15 protein-coding genes, 3 rRNA genes and 1 pseudogene are annotated in these 25705 nt (G+C 72.1%); 3 read left to right on the top strand and 16 right to left on the bottom strand.

Features of this window, described 5'->3' with window-relative positions; translation table 11 throughout:
• Positions 1-456 precede the first annotated feature (456 nt).
• The 10 genes and pseudogenes from FHX40_RS09840 to FHX40_RS09795 form a co-directional block, all read right to left on the bottom strand.
• Positions 457-1401, bottom strand: a pseudogene (locus tag FHX40_RS09840) (TerC family protein); the annotation flags it as partial.
• 218 nt (positions 1402-1619) lie between these two features.
• A complete protein-coding gene (locus FHX40_RS09835; RefSeq protein WP_142261668.1) occupies positions 1620-2714 on the bottom strand; it encodes a glycosyltransferase family 4 protein in 1095 nt (364 codons plus the stop codon).
• Positions 2715-2832: 118 nt separating this feature from the next.
• Complete coding sequence (gene murJ, locus FHX40_RS09830) at positions 2833-4527, bottom strand: murein biosynthesis integral membrane protein MurJ (RefSeq protein ID WP_142259319.1); 1695 nt, start codon at positions 4525-4527, stop codon at positions 2833-2835.
• Positions 4524-5483 (bottom strand): hypothetical protein, encoded by a 960-nt coding sequence (locus FHX40_RS09825; RefSeq protein WP_189136304.1) that lies wholly within the window; start codon positions 5481-5483, stop codon positions 4524-4526. Before FHX40_RS09825 ends, murJ begins: the two co-directional genes overlap by 4 nt.
• A gap of 220 nt (positions 5484-5703) precedes the next feature.
• Entirely contained in the window at positions 5704-6675 is a 972-nt protein-coding gene (locus FHX40_RS09820) for a copper transporter (RefSeq protein ID WP_170198786.1), read from the bottom strand.
• A complete protein-coding gene (steA, locus tag FHX40_RS09815; RefSeq protein WP_142259316.1) occupies positions 6672-7868 on the bottom strand; it encodes a putative cytokinetic ring protein SteA in 1197 nt (398 codons plus the stop codon). Before steA ends, FHX40_RS09820 begins: the two co-directional genes overlap by 4 nt.
• Before the next feature lie 294 nt (positions 7869-8162).
• Positions 8163-9884, bottom strand: coding sequence for a DNA repair protein RecN (gene recN / locus FHX40_RS09810; protein WP_142259315.1), 1722 nt, complete (start codon positions 9882-9884; stop codon positions 8163-8165).
• Positions 9885-10010: 126 nt separating this feature from the next.
• On the bottom strand, positions 10011-10916 hold the full coding sequence (locus tag FHX40_RS09805) for an NAD kinase (protein ID WP_142259314.1): 906 nt from the start codon (positions 10914-10916) through the stop codon (positions 10011-10013).
• A gap of 256 nt (positions 10917-11172) precedes the next feature.
• Positions 11173-11988, bottom strand: a complete 816-nt coding sequence (locus FHX40_RS09800) for a TlyA family RNA methyltransferase (protein WP_142259313.1) — start codon at positions 11986-11988, stop codon at positions 11173-11175.
• Complete coding sequence (locus FHX40_RS09795; RefSeq protein ID WP_142259312.1) at positions 11985-12308, bottom strand: hypothetical protein; 324 nt, start codon at positions 12306-12308, stop codon at positions 11985-11987. The genes FHX40_RS09800 and FHX40_RS09795 overlap by 4 nt, the downstream gene beginning before the upstream one ends.
• 408 nt (positions 12309-12716) lie before the next feature.
• Between FHX40_RS09795 and FHX40_RS09790 the strand changes: the two genes are divergently transcribed.
• Positions 12717-13064, top strand: coding sequence for an SCP2 sterol-binding domain-containing protein (locus FHX40_RS09790; protein ID WP_142259311.1), 348 nt, complete (start codon positions 12717-12719; stop codon positions 13062-13064).
• Positions 13065-13085: 21 nt separating this feature from the next.
• On the opposite strand, the gene FHX40_RS09785 is transcribed toward FHX40_RS09790, so the two are convergent.
• Positions 13086-14129, bottom strand: coding sequence for an HAD-IIA family hydrolase (locus FHX40_RS09785; RefSeq protein WP_142259310.1), 1044 nt, complete (start codon positions 14127-14129; stop codon positions 13086-13088).
• 14 nt (positions 14130-14143) lie between these two features.
• Complete coding sequence (locus tag FHX40_RS09780) at positions 14144-14524, bottom strand: tetratricopeptide repeat protein (protein WP_306465726.1); 381 nt, start codon at positions 14522-14524, stop codon at positions 14144-14146.
• Between the two features lie 165 nt (positions 14525-14689).
• Here FHX40_RS09780 and FHX40_RS09775 point away from each other — a divergent pair, with 165 nt between their 5' ends.
• Positions 14690-15952, top strand: a complete 1263-nt coding sequence (locus tag FHX40_RS09775; RefSeq protein ID WP_142259308.1) for a DUF1015 domain-containing protein — start codon at positions 14690-14692, stop codon at positions 15950-15952.
• Positions 15953-16560: 608 nt separating this feature from the next.
• Positions 16561-17502, top strand: a complete 942-nt coding sequence (locus FHX40_RS09770; protein WP_142259307.1) for an MBL fold metallo-hydrolase — start codon at positions 16561-16563, stop codon at positions 17500-17502.
• Positions 17503-17608: 106 nt separating this feature from the next.
• Here FHX40_RS09770 and FHX40_RS25475 read toward each other — a convergent pair whose 3' ends face one another.
• From FHX40_RS25475 to FHX40_RS09745, 4 genes are all read right to left on the bottom strand, one after another.
• Positions 17609-19552: a tetratricopeptide repeat protein gene (locus FHX40_RS25475; protein WP_189136305.1), complete on the bottom strand. Its 1944-nt coding sequence runs from the start codon at positions 19550-19552 to the stop codon at positions 17609-17611.
• Positions 19553-20085: 533 nt separating this feature from the next.
• Positions 20086-20202 (bottom strand): 5S ribosomal RNA (gene rrf, locus FHX40_RS09755).
• Positions 20203-20326: 124 nt separating this feature from the next.
• Positions 20327-23450: ribosomal RNA gene (locus tag FHX40_RS09750) — 23S ribosomal RNA — on the bottom strand.
• A gap of 695 nt (positions 23451-24145) precedes the next feature.
• A 16S ribosomal RNA gene (locus FHX40_RS09745) occupies positions 24146-25682 on the bottom strand.
• The 16S, 23S and 5S rRNA genes sit together here, the layout of an rRNA operon.
• Positions 25683-25705 lie beyond the last annotated feature (23 nt).

Below are 25705 nucleotides of genomic sequence, written 5' to 3'. Positions count from 1 at the left end.
CGCGCACCGCGCCCACCGGCGACCCGGCAGCGGCGCCATCGCGATCGCGGGCGGCGCGCCGCCCCGCGGCCCGGGGTGCCGGGAGTGGGTTTCCAGGCTACCCGCCCGTCAGGCCTGCCCGGGCTCCGCCGCGGTTCCGGATCCCGGAACGGACCCCTGCGGGGTGTTCCGGACGGCGTTCGGCCCGGCGTCCGGCACCGGCTCCGGCGCCGGGTTCGTCACCGGGGTGCCCGCGGGGCCGGACTGCGGGCCGGTCACGCGCGCCTGCCGTCCGTTCGGCGTGCCGCCCTTCCCGCCGTCCTGCGCGGCGTCGGTGACGGCCTCCATGGTGCCGTCGGCCGACGAGTCCGCCACGCCGTTCGCCGTGCCGTCCTGGGTCCCGGTGGCCGGGGCGTCCGGCGTGCCGTCCCCGGTGCCGCCCGGCGCGGGCTCGGCGGCCGGCTCGGCGAGGCGCCGCCGCCGGTCGAGGCCCGACTTGACGAGGCTCGCCGCCGTGGTGATCACCATGGTCACACCGATCACGGCGAGCGAGAGCCAGATCGGGACCTCCGGGGCCCAGTGCACGCCGTCGCCGTGCAGCGCCTCGAGGATGAGCTTCACGCCGATGAAGCCGAGGATGACCGCGAGGCCGTAGCCGATGTAGACCAGGCGCTGCATGAGGCCGCCCAGCAGGAAGTAGAGCTGCCGCAGGCCCATGAGCGCGAAGGCGTTCGCGGTGAAGACGATGAACGCGTCCTGGGTCAGCCCGAAGATCGCGGGGATCGAGTCGACCGCGAACAGCAGGTCGGTGGTCCCGATGGCGATCATGACGATGAGCATCGGGGTGACCATGAGCCGGCCGTCGACGCGGGCGGTCATCCGGGAGCCGACGTAGTCCGGGGTGGTGGGGAACACCCGCCGCGCCCACCGCAGCAGGAGGTTCTCCTTGAACTCCTCGTCCTCGTCCTTCTCCCGCAGGATGCCGATCGCGGTGTAGAGCAGGAACGCGCCGAAGATGTAGAACAGCCAGTCGAACCGCTGCAGCGCCGCCGCACCGATGGCGATGAAGAAGCCGCGCATCACCAGTGCGATCACGATCCCGACGAGCAGCACCTTGTGCTGGTACACCCGGGGCACCGCGAAGCGGCTCATGATCAGGTAGAACACGAACAGGTTGTCCACGCTGAGGCTGTACTCGGTGATGTAACCGGCGAAAAATTCACCGGCCGGATCGGCCCCGTACAGCACGAAGAGCCCGATGCCGAACAGCACCGCGAGCGTCACGTAAAAGCCGACCCACAGGCCGGCCTGCCGCATGGAGAACTCCCGCGGCTCACCCCGGTCCACGATCCACAGGTCGAAGACCAGCACAAGGAGAAGGCCGCCGATCACGGCGGCCCACAGCCACGCGGGAACAACCATGGAGCACCTCCGGCACGCATGACAAAACGACCGAAGGTCTCTCCCGCCCGCACCGTCGCGGACCGACAGCCCCGGGTGTCCCGTCCAGAGACGACCGTGATGACGGAACTGCCGCGAAGGGATACTCCCCTCCTAACCCGGCCAGTATAGGGATCGGATCTCCGGCCGCCTAATCGGGTGGGCAGTACGGGCATTGCGGGGCGGACGAGGCGAACGGGTCACCTCTGGCCGGAGTCCGTCCCGGCGCCCGCCGCGCGGTAGGCGCCCAGCACCGCCGCGACCGCCTCACGCTCGCCGGGCAGGTCCGCGCCGCGCTTCGCCGCGGCCTCGGCGAGGCGGGCGGCGAGGCCGGGCTCGCCGAGCAGGCGGCGGACCGCGTCGCGCAGCGCGGCGGCGTCCCCGGCGGGCACGAGCAGCGCGGCGTCGCCGACCATGTCCGGGATGCCGCCGACCGCGGTGGCGACGATCGGGAGCCCGGCCCGCAGCCCTTCCTGCACGGCGAGCGGCTGGCCCTCCCAGCGGCTCGGCACCACCAGGGCGTCGGCGGCCCGCAGCAGGTCCGGCACGTCGTCGCGGGGGCCGAGCAGGCGGACCGGGAGCCCTTCGCGGTCGATGCGCGCCCGCAGCCCGGATTCGAGCGGGCCGCCGCCCGCGATCACGAACAGCGGGTCCTCCGGGTACGGCCCGGCCGCGGCGTCGAGCAGCGTCTCCAGGCCCTTCTGCGCGGCGAGGCGGGCGACGGTGAGCAGGACGGGCCGCCTCCCGGCCCCGAGCTCGGCACGGACGGCCTCCGGCGGCCGCGCGGCGGGGGCGGGCTGGGGGGCGGGCACCACGGCGGTCGCCACCGCGCGGGCGCCGCGGGCGCGCATCCGCGCGGCCAGGTCCGAGGAGACCACGAGCACGAGGTCGGCCCGGCGGGCCACGACGCGCTCCAGCGCGGCGAAGATCCGCCCGGCGAGCCCGCCCGCGGGCGGGGCGTTGTGCAGGGTGACGACGAGCGGGGTGCGGGAGGCGGTGAGGGCGAGCGCGGCGAGGGCCCCGGCGCGCAGGCCGTGCGCGTGCACCACGTCCGCGCCCGCGGCGACGGCGCGCAGCCGCGCGATCGCCCGGGCGTCGTCGAGCGGACGCGGCCGGTCCCCGATCGGGACCTCGGCGAACCGGGCGCCCGCCCGGCCGAACCCGAACGTCTCCTCGGTGCCGCGCGGCCCCGCGACCACCACCCGGTGCCCGGCGCCGGCCAGCCCGGCGCAGAGCATGCGCACGTGCCGCCCCACGCCGCCCGCGCTCGTGCCGAGCGCGAGCACGATCCGCAGCGCGCGCCCCTCCCCCTCACGGGAAGCGGCGGCCTCCCCCGTCGCCTCCCGGCCGCGAGCACCGTGATCCTGCGGCGTCTCCGCCACGGAGGCGCGGTCGCGCTCCTGCCCCGGTTCCTCACCCATCGGCGTCCTCCCCTGACGATCGTGCGGTCCATCCTCCCCCGCCCCGGGGGCGCACGCGGGCGAGCGCGGCGCGGACGTCGGCGGGGTCGGTGGCCGCGGCGACGGCCACCCCGGCGAGGCCGGCGGCGAGCGCGGCGAGCACGGTCACCGCCACGCTCCCCCACACCCCGGCGTCCCCGGCGAGCGCGACCACCCCGGCCCCGGCGAGCCACCCGGCCAGGCCGCCGGCGAGCGCGGCGAGCACCGCCCTGGGCAGCCCGGCGACCGCGCGGGCGCCCCGGTCCCGGACCACGGAGACGAGCAGGACGGCGGCCCCGGCGGTCATGCCGACGGCGCTGCCGGCCGCGAGGCCGCCGAGCTTCCAGTCCTGCGGCAGGGCGACCGCGAAGGCCGCCTGGGCCACGATCACCACGCCCCAGCCCGCGACCGTCCCGGTGGCCGCGGCCCGGCCCCGCCCGGTGGCGTACAGCACGCGGCTGAGGTGGGCGATCAGCCCGTAGCCGACCAGGCCCGGGGCGAACAGGGCGATGGCGCGGGCGAACCAGGGGGCGGGCACGTTGCCGCCCATGCCCGCGATGAACACCTGCGCGATCGGCGCCGCCGCGGCGGCGAGCACCCCCGCGGCCAGCCCGGAGACGAGCACCACCGCCCGGGTGGTCTGCGCGGCGAGCCGGGCGAAGGCCTCCGGGTCGCCGTCCCGGCCGTCGGCCTGCGCCGACAGCGCGGGGAAGGCGCTGGTGGCGATCGGTACGGCGAGCACGGCGTAGGGCACCTGGTAGATCGCCCAGGCGAAGCTGTACGCGGCGAGCGCCCCGCCGCCGATCTCCCGGTTGGCGAGCAGGATCACCGCGGCCATGGCGAGCTGCTGGGCGACGAGCCCGGCGAGCCCGGCGAGCGCGAGGCGGCGCACCCGCGCGGCGACGCCGCCGGGGAAGCGCAGCGTGGGCCTGAGCGGCAGGCGCAGCCGCGCGGCCGGTCCGACGACGGTGAGCACGAGGGAGAGCACGCCGAGGGTGGTGCCGACGGACAGCACGAGCTCGGCCGCGGCCGGCACCGCGCCCACGTCCCGGACGCCGCCGCTCAGCGCCGGGAACGCCAGGTACGCGACGATCACCACGAGGCTCGACACGAGCGGCGCGAGCGCGGGCGGGCCGAACCGGCGGTGGGCCTGCAGCACGCCGTAGAGCACGACGGCGAGGCCGTACAGCGGGATCTGGGGGGCGAACACCACCAGCATCCGGGTGGCGACGTCGACCACCGCGGCGGTGTCGCAGCCCGCCACGTCGCCGCCGGTGAACAGGCCGATCACCGGTCCGGCCGCGAGCGCGACGAGCACGGCGAGCGGCACGAGCAGCACGAGCACCCAGGTGAGCAGCGCGGAGGCGATGTGCCCGGCCTCGGCCCGGGCCGCCGCGGCGTCCGGCCCGTCGCCGAGCGAGCGGGCGGCGGCCCCGGCGAGCACGGGCACCACCATGCCCGCCAGCGCCCCGCCGACGACGAGCTCGAACACGAGGTTCGGCACCTGGTTGGCGGTGTAGTAGGCGGTCGCCAGGCAGTTGGTGCCGACCGTGCGCGCGAACGCGAGCTGCTTGCCGAACCCGGTCACCCGGGCGGCGATCGTGATCACCGCGATGAGGACCGCGGCCCCGGCGACCCCCTGCCCGAGCCGCCGCGCGGTGGTGCTCACGGGGTGGCGGCCTCCGCCGCGGCCGGGGCCTGCGCGGCCTCGCTCGCCGGGGAGTCGCCGCCGGTGGGCTCGGGCGCGGGTGCGGGCGCGGGGCGCCGCCCCCACATGTCGATCCGGTTGAGCACCGGGTTGCCCGCGATCACCTTGGTGAAGCTGATCTTCTCCGAGGCGGCGGTGAGCGCGACCACGGTGCCGAGCGCGGCGAGCCGCCCGGCACGGCCCAGCCGGGTCGCGGCGGCGAGCCCGACCAGCGCCCCGAGTGCGTTGGCGCCCGCGTCGCCGAGCATGGCGCGCTCGCCGAGGTCCTCCGGCAGCAGCGCCACGGCCGCGCCGAGCGGGGCCGCGGCGAGCGCGGCGGCGGACGCCCCGGCCGCGTCGCCCCGGGCGGCCTTCGCCAGCGAGGCGGCGAGCAGCGGCACGCCGGTGAGCAGCCCGACCTTGATCGCCCGGCCGGGGCGCAGGTCGAAGAGGTTGGCGAGGTTGGCGGAGCCCGCGACGAGCGCGCCGTTGACGAGGGTGTCGGCGGGGCCGCGGGAGACGAGCGCCGCGGCGGCGAGGCCGGTGGCGCCGATGCCGAGCAGCTTCACCGCCCCGCTGGTCACCTCGCCCCGGGCGAGCGCGCCGAGGTGGCCCTTGAAGCCCTTCGACGAGGTCGCGCCGTACAGGTCGTCGTAGGCGCCGAGCACGCCGCTGCCCAGCCCGGCGAGCACCGCCGCGGCCCGGTGGCGGGCCGGCAGGCCGGGCACGGCGGCCGCGGCGGCGGAGGCGCCGGCGACGAACGCCGGCCCCTCGAGCAGGGTGATGGGCTCGCCGCGGTGGTTGGTACGGGTCCAGGTCTTCTCGTCGCCGGCCGGGGGCCTGCGGCGGAACGCCGCGTAGGCCGCACGGGCGGCGGCCGCGCCGAGTGCGGCGCCGGCCACGGCGCCGAGCAACGCGCGGGAGAGTGAACGCGCCACGGAAGGTCCCTTCGTGAAAGATTCCGTCACCGGGGGCGGGCCCGCGATCGCAACGCGGCCCCGCGCGGGCGGGTGTCCGGCGACCGGCCCGCCGGGGCCGGTGCGGGCGGCGCACCGCGATGCCCACCCTGCCACCGCCCGCCGTGCGGCGCGACACGCGACGCACACCCGACGCCGGCGGGCGCGCGAACCGTTATCCGGCCGCGCGGGCGGCGGGCCGTCAGCCGCCGGACTCGGCCGCCGGGGTGGGGCTGGGCGAGACGGCAGGCAGGAAGGAGCCCGCGGCGGGGCCGATGCCGTACTGGCCGGTGCCGCCGTCGAGCTGCTCGCGCAGCGCGAAGACGAGGGCGGCGCGGCCGGCGCTCATGTCGAGCGTGTCCACGGTGGAGACCTTGGCGGCCACCTCGCCGGTGTCGCGGATCGCGGTGAGCACGCCCCCGTTGCCCGCAGCGTCCAGCGTCCCGGTGACCACGGCGCCCCGGCCCGCGTCGTCGAGCGCGGTGGCCAGCGCCACCACGGCCCCGGTCCGCGCCTCGGCGTCCTTGCCGTCGTACACCTCGGCGGGGGCGATCACGATCGCCGACCCGGCGCGCGCCTCCGGCTCCTCCTCGACGCTGAGCAGCCCGGCGTCCGCGAACCCGCCGAGCACGCCGAGCGCCCCGGCGTCCTTCTTCGCCGACCCGCCGGCCTCGCCGCTGACCAGGGCGTTCGCCAGCACCAGCGCCGCCTTGTCGTACGGCCCGGCCTGCTCGGGGAAGGTGACCTCGGCCGGCTTGAGCGTGGTGGCGAGCTGGTCGACCAGCCCGGCCTGGTCGGCGGCGAGGTACTTGTCGGTGAGCGTGATCCAGCCGGTGACCGTGGCCCCGGCGGCGGTGAGCACCTCGGTGACCGGGCCGCGCATGTCGGAGTCGGCGCCCGGCGCCTCGACGACCACGACCTGCTCGCCGGCGAGCATGCCGCGCAGCAGCGTCGGGCCGGTGGCGGTCACGAACGCGTCGTACCCGGCCTCCCGCTGCCGCAGCCCGGTGTTCTCCCGCCGGTACTCCTCATTGCTCTGACGCAGCTGCGCGGTGGTCTCCTCGGCCGACTTGATCAGCGGCTCCTGCAGCACGGTGCTGCCCATCACGATGCCGACCGTGAGCGCGAGGAAGATCGCGACGATGGAGACGAGGTGATACCGGAAATCGATCACGAGAACAGTCCGACCAGCCAGAAGATGAATCCGTTCCAGGTGTCGCGCAGGCCGTTCAGCCAGACCTTGCCCACGGGCGCGCTGTACAGCACGACCCCGATCGTGATCAGGGCGGTCGCGACCAGCATGAGCAGCGATCCCGCGGAGATGCGGCTGCGGTACAGCCTGCTCACGCCCTTCGCCTCGATCACCTTGCTGCCGACCCGCAGCCGGGTGAGGAAGGTGCTCGACATGCCGGCCCGGCCCTTGTCGAGGAACTCCTCGAGGGTCCAGTGGGTGCCGACGGTGACGATGAGGCTCGCGCCCTTGTCGTCGCACATCAGCAGCGCCACGTCCTCGCTCGTGCCGGCCGCGGGGAACACCACCGCGTCCTGCCCGAGCCTGCGGACCGTCTCCAGGCCGGGGGCCCGGCCGTCCCGGTAGGCGTGCACGACGAGCTCGGCGCCGCAGGTGATCGCCTTGGCGGAGACCGAGTCGAAGTCGCCGATGATGATGTCGGGCCGGTACCCGGCCTCGAGCAGCGCGTCGGCGCCGCCGTCCACGCCGACGAGAACCGGCCGGTACTCGCGGATGTACGGCCGCAGCGCCGCGAGGTCCTCCTTGTAGTGGTAGCCGCGGACCACCACCAGGGCGTGCCGGCCCTCCATGCGGGTGCGGATCTCGGGCACGCCGACGCCGTCGATGAGCAGGTCGCGCTCACGGCGGATGAACTCCATCGTGTTCGCGGTGAACGCCTCGATCTGCAGCGACAGCCCGGCCCGCGCCTCGGCCATCGCCGCCTCGACGCTCTCCATGGTGCGCGGCTCGCCCTTGCCGACCAGCTCGTCCCCGACGTACACCTGGCCCTCGTGCACGCGTACCACGTCGCCGTCGCGCACCCGCTCAAACAGCTCCGGGCTGGCGTTGTCGATCAGCGGGATGCCCGCCTCGAGCAGGATCTTCGGGCCGAGGTTCGGGTACCGGCCGCTGATGCTGGAGGCGACGTTGATCACGGCCGCCGCACCGCATGCGACCAGCGCCTCCGCGCTCACCCGGTCGATGTCGACGTGATCGATGATCGCGATCTCGCCGGTCCTGAGACGCTTGGTGAGCCTCTTGGTCCGCCGATCGATCCTCGCCGTCGCCGTCAGCCCGGGAAGGTCGTCGCCCTTCCGCCTGCGGAGGCCCGGAACCCTAAAGGTCGGCACCTTCATCACGACCATCCTGCCAGAGCGAGCATGTCGGGACGCCTTGCCGAACACGGCGTGTCACAGCCATCGCTCCCCGTACACACGTCCGCCGCCGCCCCCGCCCGCCCGATACCGCGTCGCGGCACCCGGGCCGGCCGGGGCGACGGCCCCCCAGAACACCCATTGATCCCGCCCCCCGCGCACCAACCCTAACAACGCGTGTCACGGGCCTGTGGCGGCGCCGGTGGCGGGACCGTGAGACACCGCGATAGAGCCTAGCCGCCCCGGTGTTCGGGCGGCATAAGACGACGGTGAGGCTCAGCGGGCCGCGGCCGCCTTGTCGGCCTCCGCGATCGCGAGCAGCTCCTCGGCGTGGGCGCGGCCCAGCTCGGAGTCCTCCAGGCCGGCGAGCATGCGGGACAGCTCCCGGGCCCGGCCCTCCCGGTCGAGCGCGACCACGCCGCTGCGCACCACGCTGCCGTCGCTCGCCTTCTCCACCACCAGGTGCTGGTCGGCGAACGCGGCCACCTGGGGCAGGTGGGTGACCACGATCACCTGGGCGGTGCGGGCGAGCCGGGCGAGGCGGCGGCCGATCTCCACCGCGGCCTTACCCCCGACCCCGGCGTCCACCTCGTCGAACACGAACGTGGGCACCGGGTCGGCCCCGGCGAACACCACCTCGATGGCGAGCATCACCCGGCTGAGCTCGCCGCCGGAGGCGCCCTTGTGCAGCGGCAGCGCCGGGGCGCCGGGGTGCGCGGCGAGCCGCAGCTCGACCTCGTCCACGCCGTGCGGCCCGAACTCCTCGCCCGGGGTGACCGCCACGGTGACCCGGGCGTGCGGCATGGCGAGGGCGGACAGCTCGGCGGTGACCGCCTCGCCGAACCGCTCGGCCGCGGCCCGGCGGATCTCGGTGAGCCGCCCGGCCAGCTCGGTGAGCCGGGCCACCAGCTCCTCCTGCTCGCGGGCCAGCTCCGCGATGCGCTCGTCGTCGCCCTCGAGCTCGGCGAGCCGGGCCGCGGCGTTCCGCGCCCACTCGAGCACCGCGTCGACGTCCTCGCCGTACCGGCGGGTGAGCCCGGTGAGCTGGGCCCGCCGCTCCTGCACGGCGGCGAGCCGTACCGGGTCGGCGTCGACCGACTCGGCGTACGCGGCGAGGTCGGTGGCGACGTCGGAGACGAGGTAGCCGGCCTCGGCGAGCCGGTCGGCGATGGCGCCGAGCGCCGGGTCGAACCCGCGCACCGCCTCGACGGCCGAGCGGGCCTGGGCGATCAGGGTGGCGGCGTCCTGCGCGACCTGGGTGGTCGTGGGGTCGCCGAGCAGCGCCAGGTGGGCGGTCTCGGCGGCGGTGCGGAGCGCGTCGGCGTGGGAGAGCCGCTCCTCCTCCTCGCGCAGCGCCACGTCCTCGCCCGGCCGGGGGTCGACCTTCTCGATCTCCTCCAGGCCGAAGCGGAGCATCTCGGCCTCCTGCTCCCGCTCCCGCGCCTTGGTGGTGAGCTCGGCCAGCAGCTCGGCGACCTCCCGGTGCCGCCGGTACACCTCCTGGTAGGCGGCTAGCGTCTCGGCGAGCTCCGCGCCCGCGTAGCGGTCGAGCGCGGCGCGCTGCCTGCCGGGCTGCAGCAGCCGCTGCTGGTCCATCTGGCCGTGCACGGCCACCAGGTCGTCGGCGAGGTAGGTGAGCGTGCCGACCGGCACGGTGCGGCCGCCGAGCCAGGCCCGGGACCGCCCCTCGGCGGACACGCTGCGCGCGATGATCAGGCGGCCGTCCTCGATCTCGCCCCCGGCCTCCTCGACCTGGCGGGCCACCTTGCCGTCCGGGTCGACGACGATCGTGCCCTCGACCAGGGCCCGGTCGGCGCCCGGCCGTACCCGCGAGGGATCGGCCCGGCCGCCGAAGAGCAGGCCGAGCCCGGTGACCACCATGGTCTTGCCCGCCCCGGTCTCGCCCGTCACGACGGTGAGTCCCGGGGACAGCTCCAGGACCGCCTCGTCGATGACGCCGAGCCCCCGGATCCGGACCTCCTCGACCCTGGGCCGCACTGGTCCCTCCCGTTCCGCCACGATCTCAGCTCGTGCCGGCTCGATCCTACGCGCTTGTCGCGAAGACTTTCGATGACCGGTGCGGCCCTGGGGACGGCCCCGGGGGTACGGCCCGGCGGGCGCCGGTCAGGGGCGCGCCCGGCCGCGCCAGCCCTCCACCGGGAGGCCGAACTTGCGCACCAGCCGGTCGGTGAACAGGGCCCCGCTGTGCTCGATGCCGTGCAGCCGCGCCAGCCGTACCGGGGTGGCGGACCGGCAGACCTCGACCCGGACGCCGGGGCGCAGGTCGATGCGGCGGCGGCCGTCGGCCCACAGCACGCCGGGCGGGCCGTCGGGCAGCACCTCGATCGCGACCGTGGAACGCGGGGAGACCACCAGGGGGCGGGAGAACAGCGCGTGCGCGCTGATCGGCACCACGAGCAGCGCCTCGACCTCGGGCCACACCACGGGGCCGCCCGCGGAGAACGCGTACGCGGTCGATCCGGTCGGGGTGGCGCAGATCACCCCGTCGCAGCCCCAGCGGGACAGCGGGCGGCCGTCGATCTCGGCGACCACCTCGAGCATGCGCCCGGTCTTCTCCACGGTGGCCTCGTTGAGCGCCCAGGTGGAGGCGAGCACGGTGCCGTTGCTGCGCACCGTGACGTCGACGGTCATCCGCTCCTCGACCTGGTAGTCGCGTCCGACCACGGCGTCCACCACCGAGGTGAGGTTCTCCACCTCGGCCTCGGCGAGGAAGCCCACGTGGCCGAGGTTCACGCCGAGCACCGGCGTCTTCGACGGCCGGGCGAGCTCGGCGGCCCGCAGCAGGGTGCCGTCCCCGCCGAGCACGATGAGCATCTCGGCGTGGTCCACGGCCTCGGGGCCGGACGGCACGATCTCGGCGCCCGCGCAGGCGATGTGCTCGGCCTCCTCGCGAAGGACGCGGACGGAGACGCCCGCCTGGAGGAACCGTTCGATGACGAGGCGCGCGCTCTCCACGGCCGCCCCCCGTCCGGTGTGCACGTTGAGCAGGACCGACCGTTCGGCGTTCATCGAACCTCCCAAGCCTGGCAAGCCCTGGCCGCGGGCGTCGGGGGGTGTGCCGGCGCCGGGCCGCGGAGGCCGGGTGCGCCCGGCTCCGGCCGCGCGGACCGCGGCCGCCCGGAGCCCGGCCGTTGGGAACGGTCGTGGGTAAACGTCAAGCCGACTCCAACCGCTCAGCGGGCGTCCGGCCCCGGGACGGGGACGCGCCCCGGGGTCCGGCTCCCGAACCGACGAAACTCTGCTGGGGTCCGTTCACCGTCATCGCCTACCGCGGTCCCTCCGCGACCGCGCGCTCCACCGCCGCCGGTACGTCGGGGACGGGCGGGGCACCGGGGCCCTTGCCCAGCCACAGGAGGTATTCAACGTTTCCCGCGGGCCCGGGCAGCGGGCTCGCCGTGACGCCCCGCACGGTCATGCCGAGCCCCTGGGCGGCCTCGGCCACGTCGAGCACGGCCTGCGCGCGCAGCTCCGGGTCCCGGACCACGCCGCCGGCGCCCACCTTCCCCTTGCCCACCTCGAACTGCGGCTTGACCAGCAGCACGAAGTCGGCCTGGGGCGCCGCGCACGCGTGCAGCGGCGGCAGCACGAGCCGCAGCGAGATGAACGACAGGTCGCCGACGATCAGGTCGGGCGGCTCGCCCACCAGCTCGGGCGTCAGGTCGCGCACGTTCACCCGTTCCATCACGGTAACCCGCTCGTCGGTGCGCAGCGACCAGGCGAGCTGGCCGTACCCGACGTCGACCGCGATCACGTGCGCGGCCCCGTTGCGCAGCAGGACGTCGGTGAAGCCTCCGGTGGAGGCGCCCGCGTCCAGGCAGCGCCGCCCGCGCACGGTGAGCCCGAGCGGGCCGAAGACCTCGAGCGCCCCGGCGAGCTTGTAGGCGCCGCGGGAGACGTAGTCCGGCCCCTCCTCGGCCTCCTTGACCACGATCGCCGCCGCGTTGTCCACCTGGGTGGCCGGCTTGCTCGCCGCGCGGCCCTGCACGGTGACCCGCCCGGCCCGGATCAGCTCGGCGGCGTGCTCGCGGGAGCGGGCCAGGCCGCGCCGGACCAGCTCGGTGTCGAGACGGGTGCGCTTCATGGCCGGGCGACCCCGTCCGGCTCACCGGCCCGGTCGTCGCGCCCGCCGCCGGGCGCGGCGGGGTCGGCCGCGACGGTGGCGAGCGTGGCCTCCAGGTCGGCGAGCACCTGCTCGTACACGGCGACGTGCTCGCGCACCGGCAGCGACTCCAGCCGCCGCAGCGGCGCGAGCGCGGCCTCGACCGGCGCCGCCGCGGAGCCGCCCGTCCCGCCGCCGGGACGGCCGCCGCCGGGCGGGCCGGCCTGGTGCCGGTCCGGGGTGGCCTGCGAAAGCCGTGGGACCTGTGCGGGTCCCGCGCCGTCGCCGCCGCTTGCGATCATGCTTCTCCTTCGATCACCGGTGCCGTCGTCGGTAGGCGCGTCGGACGGCGGGCCTCGCGGCCCGCGCATCGTGCCTGCCCCGACCCTAGCCGTCCCGAGGGCCGGCAGGCGCGGCCGATGCCGTCCTGTGGACGCGATCCGTCTTCCGGCTACGTGTGATGGGCTACGCGCACGGTGATCAACCGGTTCAGGGTCCTCCGGTACGGCACGGCGGGCGTGGCCGGGCCGGGGGCGGGGCCGCCGCTCAAGGATGCGCGGCGGACAGGTGAGCGGCGGGTGAAAGGGGGTTTCGCGTCAGGATGCCGGTGGGCAATGTTCGCCCGGCGGGCCGCGCGCGGCACCGCCGGGAACCGCTACGGTCCGTAGGTAGGAACATTTCGAGCGGCCGCAGAAAGTGAGGGCCACCGAATGGCGAGCGTCGAGGAGTGCCGCGCCGCGCTGGACAAGCTCGTCGAGCGGTTCCACGAGCTCGACGAGGAGATCCGGACCAAGCACGTCGTGGAGCGCACGCTCAGCTGCCGTCTCTCCGACATCGACGTGGTCTTCTACGGCCGGATCCACCCCGACGGCCTCGACCCCTTCACCGAGACGCCGTTCCCGGACGGCCGCCGCCCCGAGATCAGGCTCACCCTCACCAGCGACGACCTGCTCCAGCTGGTGAACGGCGAGCTCGACCTCGCCCGCGCCCTGCTCGGCGGCCGGGTGAAGATCGACGCGAGCCTCGGCGACCTGCTCCGCCTGCGCCGGCTGCTGTGACCCCCGCCGGGCCGCCGGCGCTCAGCGGTCGAGCGCGGCGAGCGCGGCCTTGACCGCGTCGTCGTCCGCCCGCCCGTCGCCGACGCCCTCCCAGACCGCCGCGCAGGAGACGCGCAGCCCGTCGACCGGGTCGGCGGCGGTCTCGTCCCGGTCGAGGTGGAGCCGCCCGTCCTCCCAGCGCGCGGTCCAGCCCGCGCACCGCCAGCCCGCCGCGTCGCGCACGAGCGGCGCCACCGGCCGGTGCAGGGCGCGCAGGTCGGCGCCGATGTGGGTGGGCCGGTGGGCCGGATCCGCGGTGAGCACGTCGAGCGGCGTGGTGACCCCGGTGAGCACGAGCAGGCTGTCGGTCCCGGCCCGGTTGGCCCCGGCGATGTCGGTGTCGAGGCGGTCGCCCACGATGAGCGGGCGCCGCGCCCCGGTGCGCAGGATCGACTCGCGGTGCAGCGGCGGCTCGGGCTTGCCCGCGATGACCGGCTCGACCCCGGTGGCGGTGGCGATGACCCGGACCATCGACCCGTTTCCCGGCAGCTCGCCGCGGTGGGTCGGCATCGTCCGGTCCCCGTTCGCGGCGACGAACCAGGCGCCGCGCCGTACCGCGAGCACGCCCTCGGCGAGCAGCGGGTAGGACAGGTCCGGGGCGATGCCCTGGACGACCGCGACCGGGTTCTCCGCGGCCGTGGAGACCGGGCGCAGGCCGTGCGCGCGCAGGGCCTGCCGCAGGCCCATGCCGCCCACCACGAGCACCGGGGAGCCGGCGGGCACCCGCTCGGCGACGAGCCGCGCGGCGGCCTGCGCCGAGGTGACCACGTCGTCCGGCGTGGCGGGTACGCCGAGGGCGGCGAGGTGGTCGGCGATCGCGGCCGGGGTGCGCGATGCGTTGTTGGTGACGTAGGCGAGGCGCACGCCGCGCTCGGCCGCCGCGGTCAGCGACTGCGGCGCGCCCGGCACGGCCCCGCGGCCGAGGTACACGACGCCGTCGAGGTCGAGCAGGAGCGCGTCGTACCCGGCGATCAGCGGCGCCTCTGCATCCGGTACGTCGGAATCCTTGGTCTCGGTCTCGGTCACGTCCACCTCCCGACTCACCCGCGCCTCGCCCTCAGGGTGGCGCGGACCTGCCGCAGCGCGTTGGCATAGTGCCGCAGATCCGGGCGCATCGCCACGGCGATCGCGAGCGGCTCCTGCGCGGCCTCCATGTCGCCGCTCCGCCACAGCGACAGGCCGAGGCCGAAGTAGGCGTAGTCCTCGGTCGGGTTGGCGGACACGATCCAGCGGAAGTTCTCGGCGGCCTCCGTGTACCGGCGCGAGTTGAACTGGGCACGCGCCAGTGCCTCGCGGATGCTCCGCGACTCCGGCTCGGCCGTGGCGGCGTGCTCGAGCAGCGCCGCGGCCGCGGCCGGGCTGCCCTCCTCGAGGAGCCGGACCCCGCGCTGGAACCAGTCGTAGACGTCCCCGCTCGGCACGCCGGGTCCGTGCCCCGGGGAATCAGACGCGGGGTTTGGTCCTTGCACCATTACGTGGGACCTCCTTCGAACGGTGAAAGCTCCCGAGTTTCGGGCCAATCAGGTACCACTTCATCATCGGGGCAGAATCAGGATCAATCAGGCAAACAGGGGAGAGTGCCCGACATGCCGAGCACCGAGGTGCCGTTGCCGGACGGCCTGCTGCTGCGACCGCTGCGTGGCGTGCGCTACGCGGTTCCCGAGCTCGCGGACGTCACCTCCCCGCCGTACGACCTGATCTCGCCGGACGATCTGCGTAACCTTCTCAGCCTTCATCCCAACAACGTGGTGCGCCTGATCCTTCCTGGGGCGGACCGCCACCGGTACGGCGAGGCCCGCGAGACCCTCCGGAACTGGCTGGCCACCGGGGTGCTCACCATCGACGGCCTGCCCGCGCTGTACGTCTACGAACAGAACGGGAACGGCCACCTGCAGCGGGGCGTCATCGGCAACGTGGGCCTGGCCGACCCGGGCCAGGGGATCATCCTGCCGCACGAGGAGACGGTGCCCGCCGTGGTCGCCGACCGGCTCGGGCTGATGCGGGCCACCGAGGCGAATCTCGAGCCGATCCTGCTGCTGTACCACGGCGGCGGGGCGGCCACCCGGCTCGTCGGCGAGGTCGCCGAGTCGCGCCTGCCGCTGGCCGACGTGCGTACCCGCGACGGGATCCGGCACCGGCTGTGGGCGGTCACCGACCCCGACGAGATCGACGCGGTCGCGGCCGACCTGCGCGGCCGGCGGGCGCTCATCGCCGACGGCCACCACCGGTACGCGACCTACCGGCTGCTGCAGCGGGAGCGGCGGGAGGCCGGGGCGGGCGACGGCCCGTGGGACTACGGGCTCGCCATGCTCGTCGACTCCTCCGCCTACCCGCCTCAGGTGCGGGCGATCCACCGCGTGGTGCCCGGGCTGACGCCGGAGGAGGCCGCCGCCCGCGCCAAGGGCGCCTGCCGGGTGCAGGACTTCACCGACCTGGCCGACGCCCTGGCGGCGCTCGCCGACGCGTCCGGGCCCGCGTTCGTGCTCGCCGGGGGCGGGCACGCGCACCTGCTCACCGAGCCCGACCCGCTGCAGCTCGAGCACGCGATGCCGAAGGACCGCTCGGCCCGCTGGCGGTCGCTGGACCCGGCGGTGCTCGGCGAGTTCCTGCTGCCGCGGGTGTTCGGGGTGCCCGACGACGACCCCTCGGTGCTCGTCGTGCACGACGACCACGCCGAGGCGGTACGGCGGGCCGACGCGACCGGCGGCACGGCGGTCCTGCTCCGGCCGTTGTCCGTGGACGACGTGCTGGCCGTGGCCGCGCAGGGCGAGCTCGTGCCCCGCAAGTCCACCTCGTTCGGCCCCAAGCCGCGCACCGGCCTCGTCCTGCGCACGTTCTTCACCGACTGACCGCGGCCCGCCGGGGCGGCGCGTGGATGGCCGACCGCGCGTGGCCGCGTCGCGGCGGGGCGACGCCCCGCGTCATGCGTCGCCGCACGGGGTGCGCCGGCCCTACCTCGCCGTCCGGGCCGCTCTCCCCGGCGACGGATGCGGCCGGCGGCATACGCCCGGTGGGAGCCCGGCCGGGTGCCTAGGTCGGCGGGGGCGGCAGCCCTCGTTCTCACGTTCCGGCGACAGACGGCTCGACCGCGCCTCTCACGTGGTCACGTCGTATGGACAGGTCGGGCGTGGCGATCCCCGGTGAGTCCGCGCGTCATCGGCTCCGCCGCACGCGATGTGCCCACCGTACCCGCCGCAGGGCCGCCACCTGGGTCGCGTCGTCGCGAGCGGACGCCCAGGTGGGCGTGGTCCGCCTCGCCCGTGCCACATGCGTCCCTCGGGTCGGCCGACGTCCGGGATGACCGCCCGCCGTACCGCCGTGAGCGTGGCCGGTGCGCGGCGGCCCGTCACCGCCCCCGGCAGGCGGTGGTGAGTAGGATCACTTGGATCGGTCAGAGACGCTGAAACGGGCATGATCTGATCGCCATCGTGGGACGGCTTACACCCAGGGGTGCGCTGTGGACAACGTGAAAGCACTCGGCGGCGACGTCTACGAGATCGACACGCGGATGGCCGGGTTCTCCGGCATCACGGCCGGATACCTGATCCTCGGCGATCGGCCCTGCCTCGTCGAGACCGGGACCTCCACCTCCGCGCCGACGGTGATCGACGCGCTCGCCTCGCTCGGGGTCGGCCCCGAGGACCTCGCCACGATCGTGGTGACCCACATCCACCTCGACCACGCCGGGGGCGTCGGCGACCTCGCCCGGCACTACCCCAACGCCGAGATCGTCGTGCACGAGAAGGGCGCCCGGCATCTCGCGGACCCCAGCCGCCTGATGGCCAGCGCCCGCATGGTGTGGGGGGACAAGCTCGACGTGCTGTTCGGCACGCTCACCCCCACCGACGCCGCGCGCATCCGCGCGCTCGGCGACACCGGGTCGATCGACCTCGGCGGCGGCAGGCGGCTCGACAGCCACTACTCCCCCGGCCACGCCAAGCACCACGTGGGACTGCTCGACTCGCAGACCGGCGACCTGTACGTCGGTGACGCCGCGGGCGTGTACCTGCCGGAGACCGGCGACCTGCGTCCCGCCACCCCGCCGCCGGACTTCGACCTGCAGACCGCGCTCAACTCGATCAAGCTGTTCGGCGATCTCGGGCCGCAGCGTCTGCTGTTCAGCCACTACGGGCCGGTCGACGACGTGACCGCGACCCTGGAGCGGTCGGCCGAGGAGCTGCGCGTGTGGGTGGACGTCACCAAGCAGGCCCACGCCGAGGGCCTCGACCTCGACCACGCCGTGGCGATGGTGCGCGACCGCACCCGGGAACGCTACGCCGCGCTCTCCACCGACGACCCGGAGACCGCCGAGCGTTTCGAGCTGCTCAGCGGCGCGCCCTCGAACGTCGCCGGCATCCTCCACTGGCTGAACAAGATCAGCCCGGAGACGCCGTCCTGACGCGGCGCTCCGCCGCAGGCACGGGTAGGCGGCGGGCAGGCGGTCCGGCGGCGGTGATGGACCGCCGCATTCCGCGTGCCCGCCGCTTCCGCGTCGCGACGTGGACTCAGGCCTCGTTCCGCACCGGGACGGACGCGGCAGGCGCCTCCTCGGCGGCGGGAGCGGGTGCGGCCGCGTCGGCCGGTACGACGTCGTCATCCGTGCCCTTCGCGGTCCCGTTCACCGAGGCGTCGGGGCTCTGCCCGGCCGCGTCGCCGCCGGAGCCCGGCTCGCTCGGCCCTTCCGCATCGAGATCGAGCGGCTCGTCGGTCTCCTCAAAGAGACCCGGCTCATCGTCGAGCTGCGCCGGAGCCACGGATTCCGTCCGGCCCGCGGTCGGCTCGGTCGGGGCGTCGGCGGCGTCCTCAGGGCTCCGCGCGTCCCCGGCCTCGCCCGATTCCACGGTGTCCGTGCGGGCCGCGGTGTCCGCCGGCTCCACGGACGGCTCGGGCCGCACGGCGGCATCGCCGGGCTCGGGGGCGGGCGATTCGTCCGCGGCATCCTCCGGTTCGTGGCCCGTCGGCTCCTTGTCCTCGGCGTCGTCGTCCGGCTGGGGTGCCCGTTCGGCGAGCGCGGCCTCGGCGTCCCGTCGGGCAGGGCCGTGCTCCGGCTCGTGCTGCGCATCGTCCCGCCCGGCCGGGGCGGCGGCCTTCTCGTCGGCCGCGTCGCCCTGCGCCTCCGTGGCCGCCCGGTCGGTCCGGGCAGGCGGGGCCGGTGGCCGGACGTCGTCGCCCGCCTCGAGGTCGTCGAAGTCCTCTTCGATGTCCTCGATCTCGTAGCTGGGCACGTCGGTGCCGGTGAGCTCGGCGTACCGCACGGCCGCGTCGGTCTCGCCGTACTCGTCGAACATCATCGCCTTGGCGAACCACTCGATCGCCGCCTCGGTCTTCCCGGCGTCGGCGAGCGCGTCGGCGTAGGCGAAGGCGAGCCGTGCCGACCACGGCCGCTGTTCGGTGTCCCGCAGCTCCGGCACCCGCTGCAGGGTGACGACGGCGGCCTCCTTCTGGCCGAGGTCACGACGCGCGCCGGACTCGACGATCGCCAGCTCGATCCGTACCGCCCGTCCGATCCGCTCCGGCTCCACGGAACGGATCAGCTCGAGCGCCCGTTCCGGGCGGCCGAGACCGCGCTCGCAGTCCGCCAGGAGCGGCAGCAGGTCGTCCGAGCCCATGAGCCGACGCGCGGCGCGCAGGTCGTTGAGGGCCTCCGCGTACCGCCCGGCCCGGTACGCGGCGATGCCGGCGGCCTCGCGGACCACGCCCACCCGGCTGCCGAAGCGGCGGGCGACCTTGACGTGCTCGTACGCACGGTCGGGGTCTTCCTCGGTCAGCGCGCGCTCGGCCGCGACCAGGTGCACGGCGATCAGGTTCGCCAGGCCCTTGGGCAGCGTCATGAGGCGCTCCCGGACCTCCTTGTCGAGGTCCTTCGGCGTGATGCCCTCCGGAACCGGTGGCACCTCGTCCTTGGCGTCCGCTGCGGGCTCGGGCTTCGTCTCGGCGCGGCCGTACCGCGCCCGGAGGCCACGGGCCTCCTCCCGCTCGCGGTAGCCCTCCCGGGTGAACGGCCGAGCCTTGCGGTCGCGGGAGACGCGGTCCTCCCGGCCGCGCCCGGACTCCCGGCGGCCCGGCTCACGGTCGTCGAAGTAGCGCCGGGGACGGTCGTCCCGGTCCCAGCGGTCGCGCCGCCCGGTCTGGCGGTCGCCGCCGGCGCTCTCGCGATACCGGCCGGGACGGTTCCGGTCGTCTCGGTCGCGGTAGCCGTACTCGCGGCGGTCGTCGCGGCCTCCCCTGCGATCGCCGCCGTATCCTCGCCTGAACTCGTTGTCGTCACGGCCTCGTCGGCCGCCGCCATGGCCACGGTCGCCGCCACGGTCGTCCCGGCGATCGCCGTAGCGGCCGTTTCGCTCGTCACGGCCCCGGCCACGGTCGTAGGCCGAGCGGCCTTCCCATCGCTCGCCCTGCCGCGGGGCCTTCCCCGGACGCCGGCCCGGGCGCTCACCGGAACGGCTCACGTCTCCTTCGCGCCTCCCTCGACCCTCGCCCGCGCGATCGTTGCGGAACCCGCGGTTGCGACCGGAGTTCGCGCCTCCCGATCGGGAGCCGCCCTTGTCGGGCCGTCCTACGTCCTCGCGCCCGTTCTCTCTGTTCACTTCTGTCCTTCGTTGCCCGCCCAGCACGTCCGTTCAGTGATACGCGCGCGGGCAGCCGTCTATGGGTATGCGGGTGGACTTGACCGCGGGGTACTGGCCCCGTTCGCTCGACGCCGTCCCGCCTTGACTGGTCTGACGCGATGAAGGCCACCCCTCGGGTGGCCCGGCCATACCAGCCTAGCAAGGCCCAACAACCGTCGATGCCGATCTCCCGGCGCACCCGCCCCGGCCGGCCCCACCGGCCAGGACGTGAACGAATCCGCCGTACGCCCCAGGCCGGCCTGCCACCACGAAACGAAAAAAGGGCTCTGGGAACCCCCAGAGCCACAACCAAAAACACCCCACAAAATGCGAACGCCCCCAGTCACAAAGACTGAGGGCGTCCACATAAAGTCGTCCGGCAGCGACCTACTCTCCCACACCCCCCAAGGTGCAGTACCATCGGCGCAGGAAGGCTTAACTACCGGGTTCGGAATGTAACCGGGTGTTTCCCTTCCGCCATAACCACCGAAACGACACCCAAAGAACAACAACAGCCACACGGCCGGTTGCTGCTCGAGAACCACACAGCGAACACGAAACGCCCTGCAAACCACGGAACACGCCACCACCCATGCGGCGCCGCATGCTCCGTATGCGGTCAAGTCCTCGGTCTATTAGTACCGGTCAGCTCCACCCCTCACAGAGCTTCCACCACCGGCCTATCAACCCACTCATCTCGTGGGGACCTTACCCCCCAAAGGGGAGGGAGACCTCATCTCGGGGACGGCTTCCCGCTTAGATGCCTTCAGCGGTTATCCACACCGAACGTAGCCAACCAGCCATGCACCTGGCGGCACAACTGGCACACCAGAGGTTCGTCCATCCCGGTCCTCTCGTACTAGGGACAGCCCCCCACAAGTCTCCTACGCGCGCAGCGGATAGGGACCGAACTGTCTCGCGACGTTCTAAACCCAGCTCGCGTACCGCTTTAATGGGCGAACAGCCCAACCCTTGGGACCGACTCCAGCCCCAGGATGCGACGAGCCGACATCGAGGTGCCAAACCATCCCGTCGATATGGACTCTTGGGGAAGATCAGCCTGTTATCCCCGGGGTACCTTTTAGCCGTTGAGCGACACCCCAACCACACGGAAGTGCCGGATCACTAGTCCCAGCTTTCGCTCCTGCTCGACCCGTCGGTCTCACAGTCAAGCCCCCTTGTGCACTTACACTCACCACCTGATTGCCAACCAGGCTGAGGGGACCTTTGGGCGCCTCCGTTACCCTTTAGGAGGCAACCGCCCCAGTTAAACTACCCGCCAGACACTGTCCCCCACCCCGATCCAGGGGCGCGGGTTAGACGCCCAAAACAGCCAGAGTGGTATTTCACCAACGACTCCACCCCAACTAGCGTCGAGGCTTCACAGTCTCCCACCTATCCTACACAAGCCATTCCAGACGCCAATATCAAGCTGCAGTGAAGGTCCCGGGGTCTTTCCGTCCTGCTGCGCGAAACGAGCATCTTTACTCGTACTGCAATTTCACCGGGCCTGTGGTTGAGACAGCGGGGAAGTCGTTACGCCATTCGTGCAGGTCGGAACTTACCCGACAAGGAATTTCGCTACCTTAGGATGGTTATAGTTACCACCGCCGTTTACCGGCGCTTAAGTTCTCGCCTTCGCAAGCCCCGAAGAGCTCGCTAAGCGGTCCCCTTAACGTTCCGGCACCGGGCAGGCGTCAGTCCGTATACATCGTCTTACGACTTCGCACGGACCTGTGTTTTTAGTAAACAGTCGCTTCCCCCTGGCCACTGCGACCCCCACCAGCTCCCAGCGCACAGCCGTTCACCAGCAGGGGCCCCCCTTCTCCCGAAGTTACGGGGGCAATTTGCCGAGTTCCTTAACCACAGTTCACCCGAACGCCTCGGTATTCTCTACCTGACCACCTGAGTCGGTTTAGGGTACGGGCCGCCGCGGCACTCGCTAGAGGCTTTTCTCGGCAGCATGGGATCACCCACTTCGCCACAATCGGCTCGGCATCACACCTCACCCTCAATGCACCGCGGATTTGCCTACGGTGCGGGCTACATGCTTACCCCAGGACAACCACCGCCTGGGATGGGCTACCCTCCTGCGTCACCCCATCGCTTGCCTACTACCGGATCAGGCCAGGCGTTCACCCAGACACCGACGCTCAAAGAACGCCGGCCGGGCTAGGACCCTTAGTATCACCGGCCTCGACATGGACGCACCACAGCGGGTACGGGAATATCAACCCGTTATCCATCGACTACGCCTGTCGGCCTCGCCTTAGGCCCCGACTTACCCTGGGCGGATCAGCCTGCCCCAGGAACCCTTGGTCATCCGGCGCAGAAGTTTCCCACTTCTGAAACGCTACTCATGCCTGCATTCTCACTCGCGCCACCTCCACCAAGGATCACTCCCAGGCTTCACCGGCGACACGACGCTCCCCTACCCACCACACACCCACAAGGAGTGCACGGTGCCGCGATTTCGGCGGTGTGCTTAAGCCCCGCTACATTGTCGGCGCGGAATCACTAGACCAGTGAGCTATTACGCACTCTTTCAAGGATGGCTGCTTCTAAGCCAACCTCCTGGCTGTCACAGCGACTCCACATCCTTTCCCACTCAGCACACGCTTAGGGGCCTTAATCGACGATCTGGGCTGTTTCCCTCTCGACCACGAAGCTTATCCCCCGCAGTCTCACTGCCGCGCTCAACTTACCGGCATTCGAAGTTTGGCTGACCTCAGTAACCCGGTAAGGCCCATCAGCCAACCAGCGCCCTACCTCCGGCAAGCACCACGCGACGCTGCACCTAAATGCATTTCGGGGAGAACCAGCTATCACGGAGTTTGATTGGCCTTTCACCCCTACACACAGGTCATCCCCCAGGTTTTCAACCCTGGTGGGTTCGGGCCTCCACCCAGTCTTACCTGAGCTTCACCCTGCCCATGCGTAGATCACCCCGCTTCGGGCCTGCGGCATGCGACTCCATCGCCCTATTCAGACTCGCTTTCGCTACGGCTCCCCCACACGGGTTAACCTCGCCACACACCGCAACTCGCAGGCTCATTCTTCAAAAGGCACGCAGTCACCACACCCACGCTCTTACGAACATGGGCGACACGGCTCCCACGGCTTGTAGGCACACGGTTTCAGGTACTCTTTCACAACCCCTCACCGGGGCACTTTTCACCTTTCCCTCACGGTACTCGTCCACTATCGGTCACCAGGGAGTATTTAGGCTTACCAGATGGTCCTGGCAGATTCACACGGGATTCCTCGGGCCCCGTGCTACTCGGGAAACTCCCCCAGACAGTCGCCACGGTTTCACCTACCCGGCTCTCACGGTCTACGGCCGCCCATTCCAGAACGTTCGGCTACCATGACGATTTCTCACTGCCCGGCCAGTCGGCGGACCAGCCCAGGAAGCTCCCACAACCCCGCACACGCAACGCCCGCCGGCTATCACACGCGCACGGTTTAGCCTCTTCCGCGTTCGCTCACCACTACTAACGGAATCACTATTGTTTTCTCTTCCTACGGGTACTGAGATGTTTCACTTCCCCGCGTTACCACCAACCGCCCTATACATTCAGGCGGCGGCGACCCGACATGACTCGGGCCAGGTTCCCCCATTCGGAAATCCCCGGATCACAGCCCGGTAGGCGGCTCCCCGAGGCTTATCGCAGCCTCCCACGTCCTTCATCGGCTCCTGGTGCCAAGGCATCCACCGTGTGCCCTTAACAACTTGACCACACACGGAGCACACGCCACCGCACCCGCAAACCAGCAACCCAGCAGCTCAACTCACCGATCACACCCGCCAGATCCATCACGATCCGGCACCAGACCCGACACCCACACCAGGCATCCGATCCCGACCCGAGACCCCCGGCCAAGACCAGAGAATCCAAGCGGCGACCCGATAACCCTCTCGAGACCAAACTCGAGCACAGGCGTCAGATCCAACCAATGTGACCAGCGAGCCCTCGCTCAGGTCACCGGCCGCAGACACACGGCGCGGCCACACAAGACGCTCGCGTCCACTATGCAGTTCACAAGCAACAAACAGCCACCAGCCCAACCCGCCACCAGACACCCCCACCCATCCCCTCAAGCCCACACAGAGGTAGACCGGGGATCAGGTGACAGCCGGTATGACGGAGACCGGCACCGTCCACAAGGGACAAGCCAACAGGCCCGTTCCCTCAGGACCCAACAGTGTGCCCAAACCACCAGACCCCGCCACAACCACATTCCCACTCCCACCACTCCAAAGAGCAATGGGCGGTACTAGCGGCCGGCAGCCGGCCCGGCAGCCTGAATAACCAGCGCTCCACGATCACGAGCACACCACGCGCAGACCACACGCCTGCGAACGCGGCCCATGGACCCAAACTCTCCCGCAACCCCTAACGTCACGGAACAGCCAGGCCGAGTGCTCCTTAGAAAGGAGGTGATCCAGCCGCACCTTCCGGTACGGCTACCTTGTTACGACTTCGTCCCAATCGCCGGCCCCACCTTCGACCGCTCCCCCCGGAAACCGGTTAGGCCACGGGCTTCGGGTGTTGCCGACTTTCATGACGTGACGGGCGGTGTGTACAAGGCCCGGGAACGTATTCACCGCAGCATTGCTGATCTGCGATTACTAGCGACTCCGACTTCATGGGGTCGAGTTGCAGACCCCAATCCGAACTGAGACCGGCTTTTAGGGATTCGCTCCCCCTCACAGGCTCGCAACCCACTGTACCGGCCATTGTAGCATGTTTGCAGCCCAAGGCATAAGGGGCATGATGACTTGACGTCATCCCCACCTTCCTCCGAGTTGACCCCGGCAGTCTCCCATGAGTCCCCACCACCCAAAAGGGCGTGCTGGCAACATGGGACGAGGGTTGCGCTCGTTGCGGGACTTAACCCAACATCTCACGACACGAGCTGACGACAGCCATGCACCACCTGTCACCCAGCCCCGAAGGGAGCGCCCATCTCTGGACGTTTCCGGGTGATGTCAAGCCTTGGTAAGGTTCTTCGCGTTGCGTCGAATTAAGCAACATGCTCCGCCGCTTGTGCGGGCCCCCGTCAATTCCTTTGAGTTTTAGCCTTGCGGCCGTACTCCCCAGGCGGGGCGCTTAATGCGTTAGCTACGGCACGGAGCCCGTGGAAGAACCCCACACCTAGCGCCCAACGTTTACGGCGTGGACTACCAGGGTATCTAATCCTGTTCGCTCCCCACGCTTTCGCTCCTCAGCGTCAGGACAGGCCCAGCAAGCCGCCTTCGCCACCGGTGTTCCTCCTGATATCTGCGCATTTCACCGCTACACCAGGAATTCCACTTGCCCCTGCCTGCCTCTAGCCGGCCCGTATCCACCGCAGACCCACGGTTAAGCCGCGGGCTTTCACGGCAGACGCGACCAGCCGCCTACGAGCTCTTTACGCCCAATAATTCCGGACAACGCTCGCGCCCTACGTATTACCGCGGCTGCTGGCACGTAGTTAGCCGGCGCTTCTTCCGCAGGTACACGTCACCTTCGTCCCTGCCGAAAGAGGTTTACAACCCGAAGGCCTTCATCCCCCACGCGGCGTCGCTGCGTCAGGCTTCCGCCCATTGCGCAATATTCCCCACTGCTGCCTCCCGTAGGAGTCTGGGCCGTGTCTCAGTCCCAGTGTGGCCGGTCGCCCTCTCAGGCCGGCTACCCGTCGTCGCCTTGGTAGGCCGTTACCCCACCAACAAGCTGATAGGCCGCGAGCCCATCCCCGACCGGAAACCCCAAACAGGGCACCTTTCCACCCGCCCCCATGCGGGAGCAGGTCGTATCCGGTATTAGACCCGGTTTCCCAGGCTTATCCCAGAGTCGAGGGCAGGTTGCTCACGTGTTACTCACCCGTTCGCCGCTCGAGTACCCCCGAAGGGGCCTTTCCGCTCGACTTGCATGTGTTAAGCACGCCGCCAGCGTTCGTCCTGAGCCAGGATCAAACTCTCCATGAGATGCCTCAAAACCCTTGAGACAC

It is taken from the genome of Thermopolyspora flexuosa, from assembly GCF_006716785.1.
GTDB classification, from domain to species: Bacteria; Actinomycetota; Actinomycetes; order Streptosporangiales; family Streptosporangiaceae; genus Thermopolyspora; species Thermopolyspora flexuosa.
The sequence above is the reverse complement of the archived record's forward strand: the minus strand, read 5'-3'. Positions and strand labels throughout refer to the sequence as shown.

Coding starts and splice junctions, on each gene's coding strand:
- FHX40_RS09795 (WP_142259312.1), bottom strand. CDS start 12,308: ATGATCGCAAGCGGCGGCGACGGCGCGGGACCCGCACAGGTCCCACGG.
- FHX40_RS09800 (WP_142259313.1), bottom strand. CDS start 11,988: ATGAAGCGCACCCGTCTCGACACCGAGCTGGTCCGGCGCGGCCTGGCC.
- FHX40_RS09775 (WP_142259308.1), top strand. CDS start 14,690: ATGCCGAGCACCGAGGTGCCGTTGCCGGACGGCCTGCTGCTGCGACCG.
- steA (WP_142259316.1), bottom strand. CDS start 7,868: ATGAAGGTGCCGACCTTTAGGGTTCCGGGCCTCCGCAGGCGGAAGGGC.
- FHX40_RS09790 (WP_142259311.1), top strand. CDS start 12,717: ATGGCGAGCGTCGAGGAGTGCCGCGCCGCGCTGGACAAGCTCGTCGAG.
- FHX40_RS09805 (WP_142259314.1), bottom strand. CDS start 10,916: ATGAACGCCGAACGGTCGGTCCTGCTCAACGTGCACACCGGACGGGGG.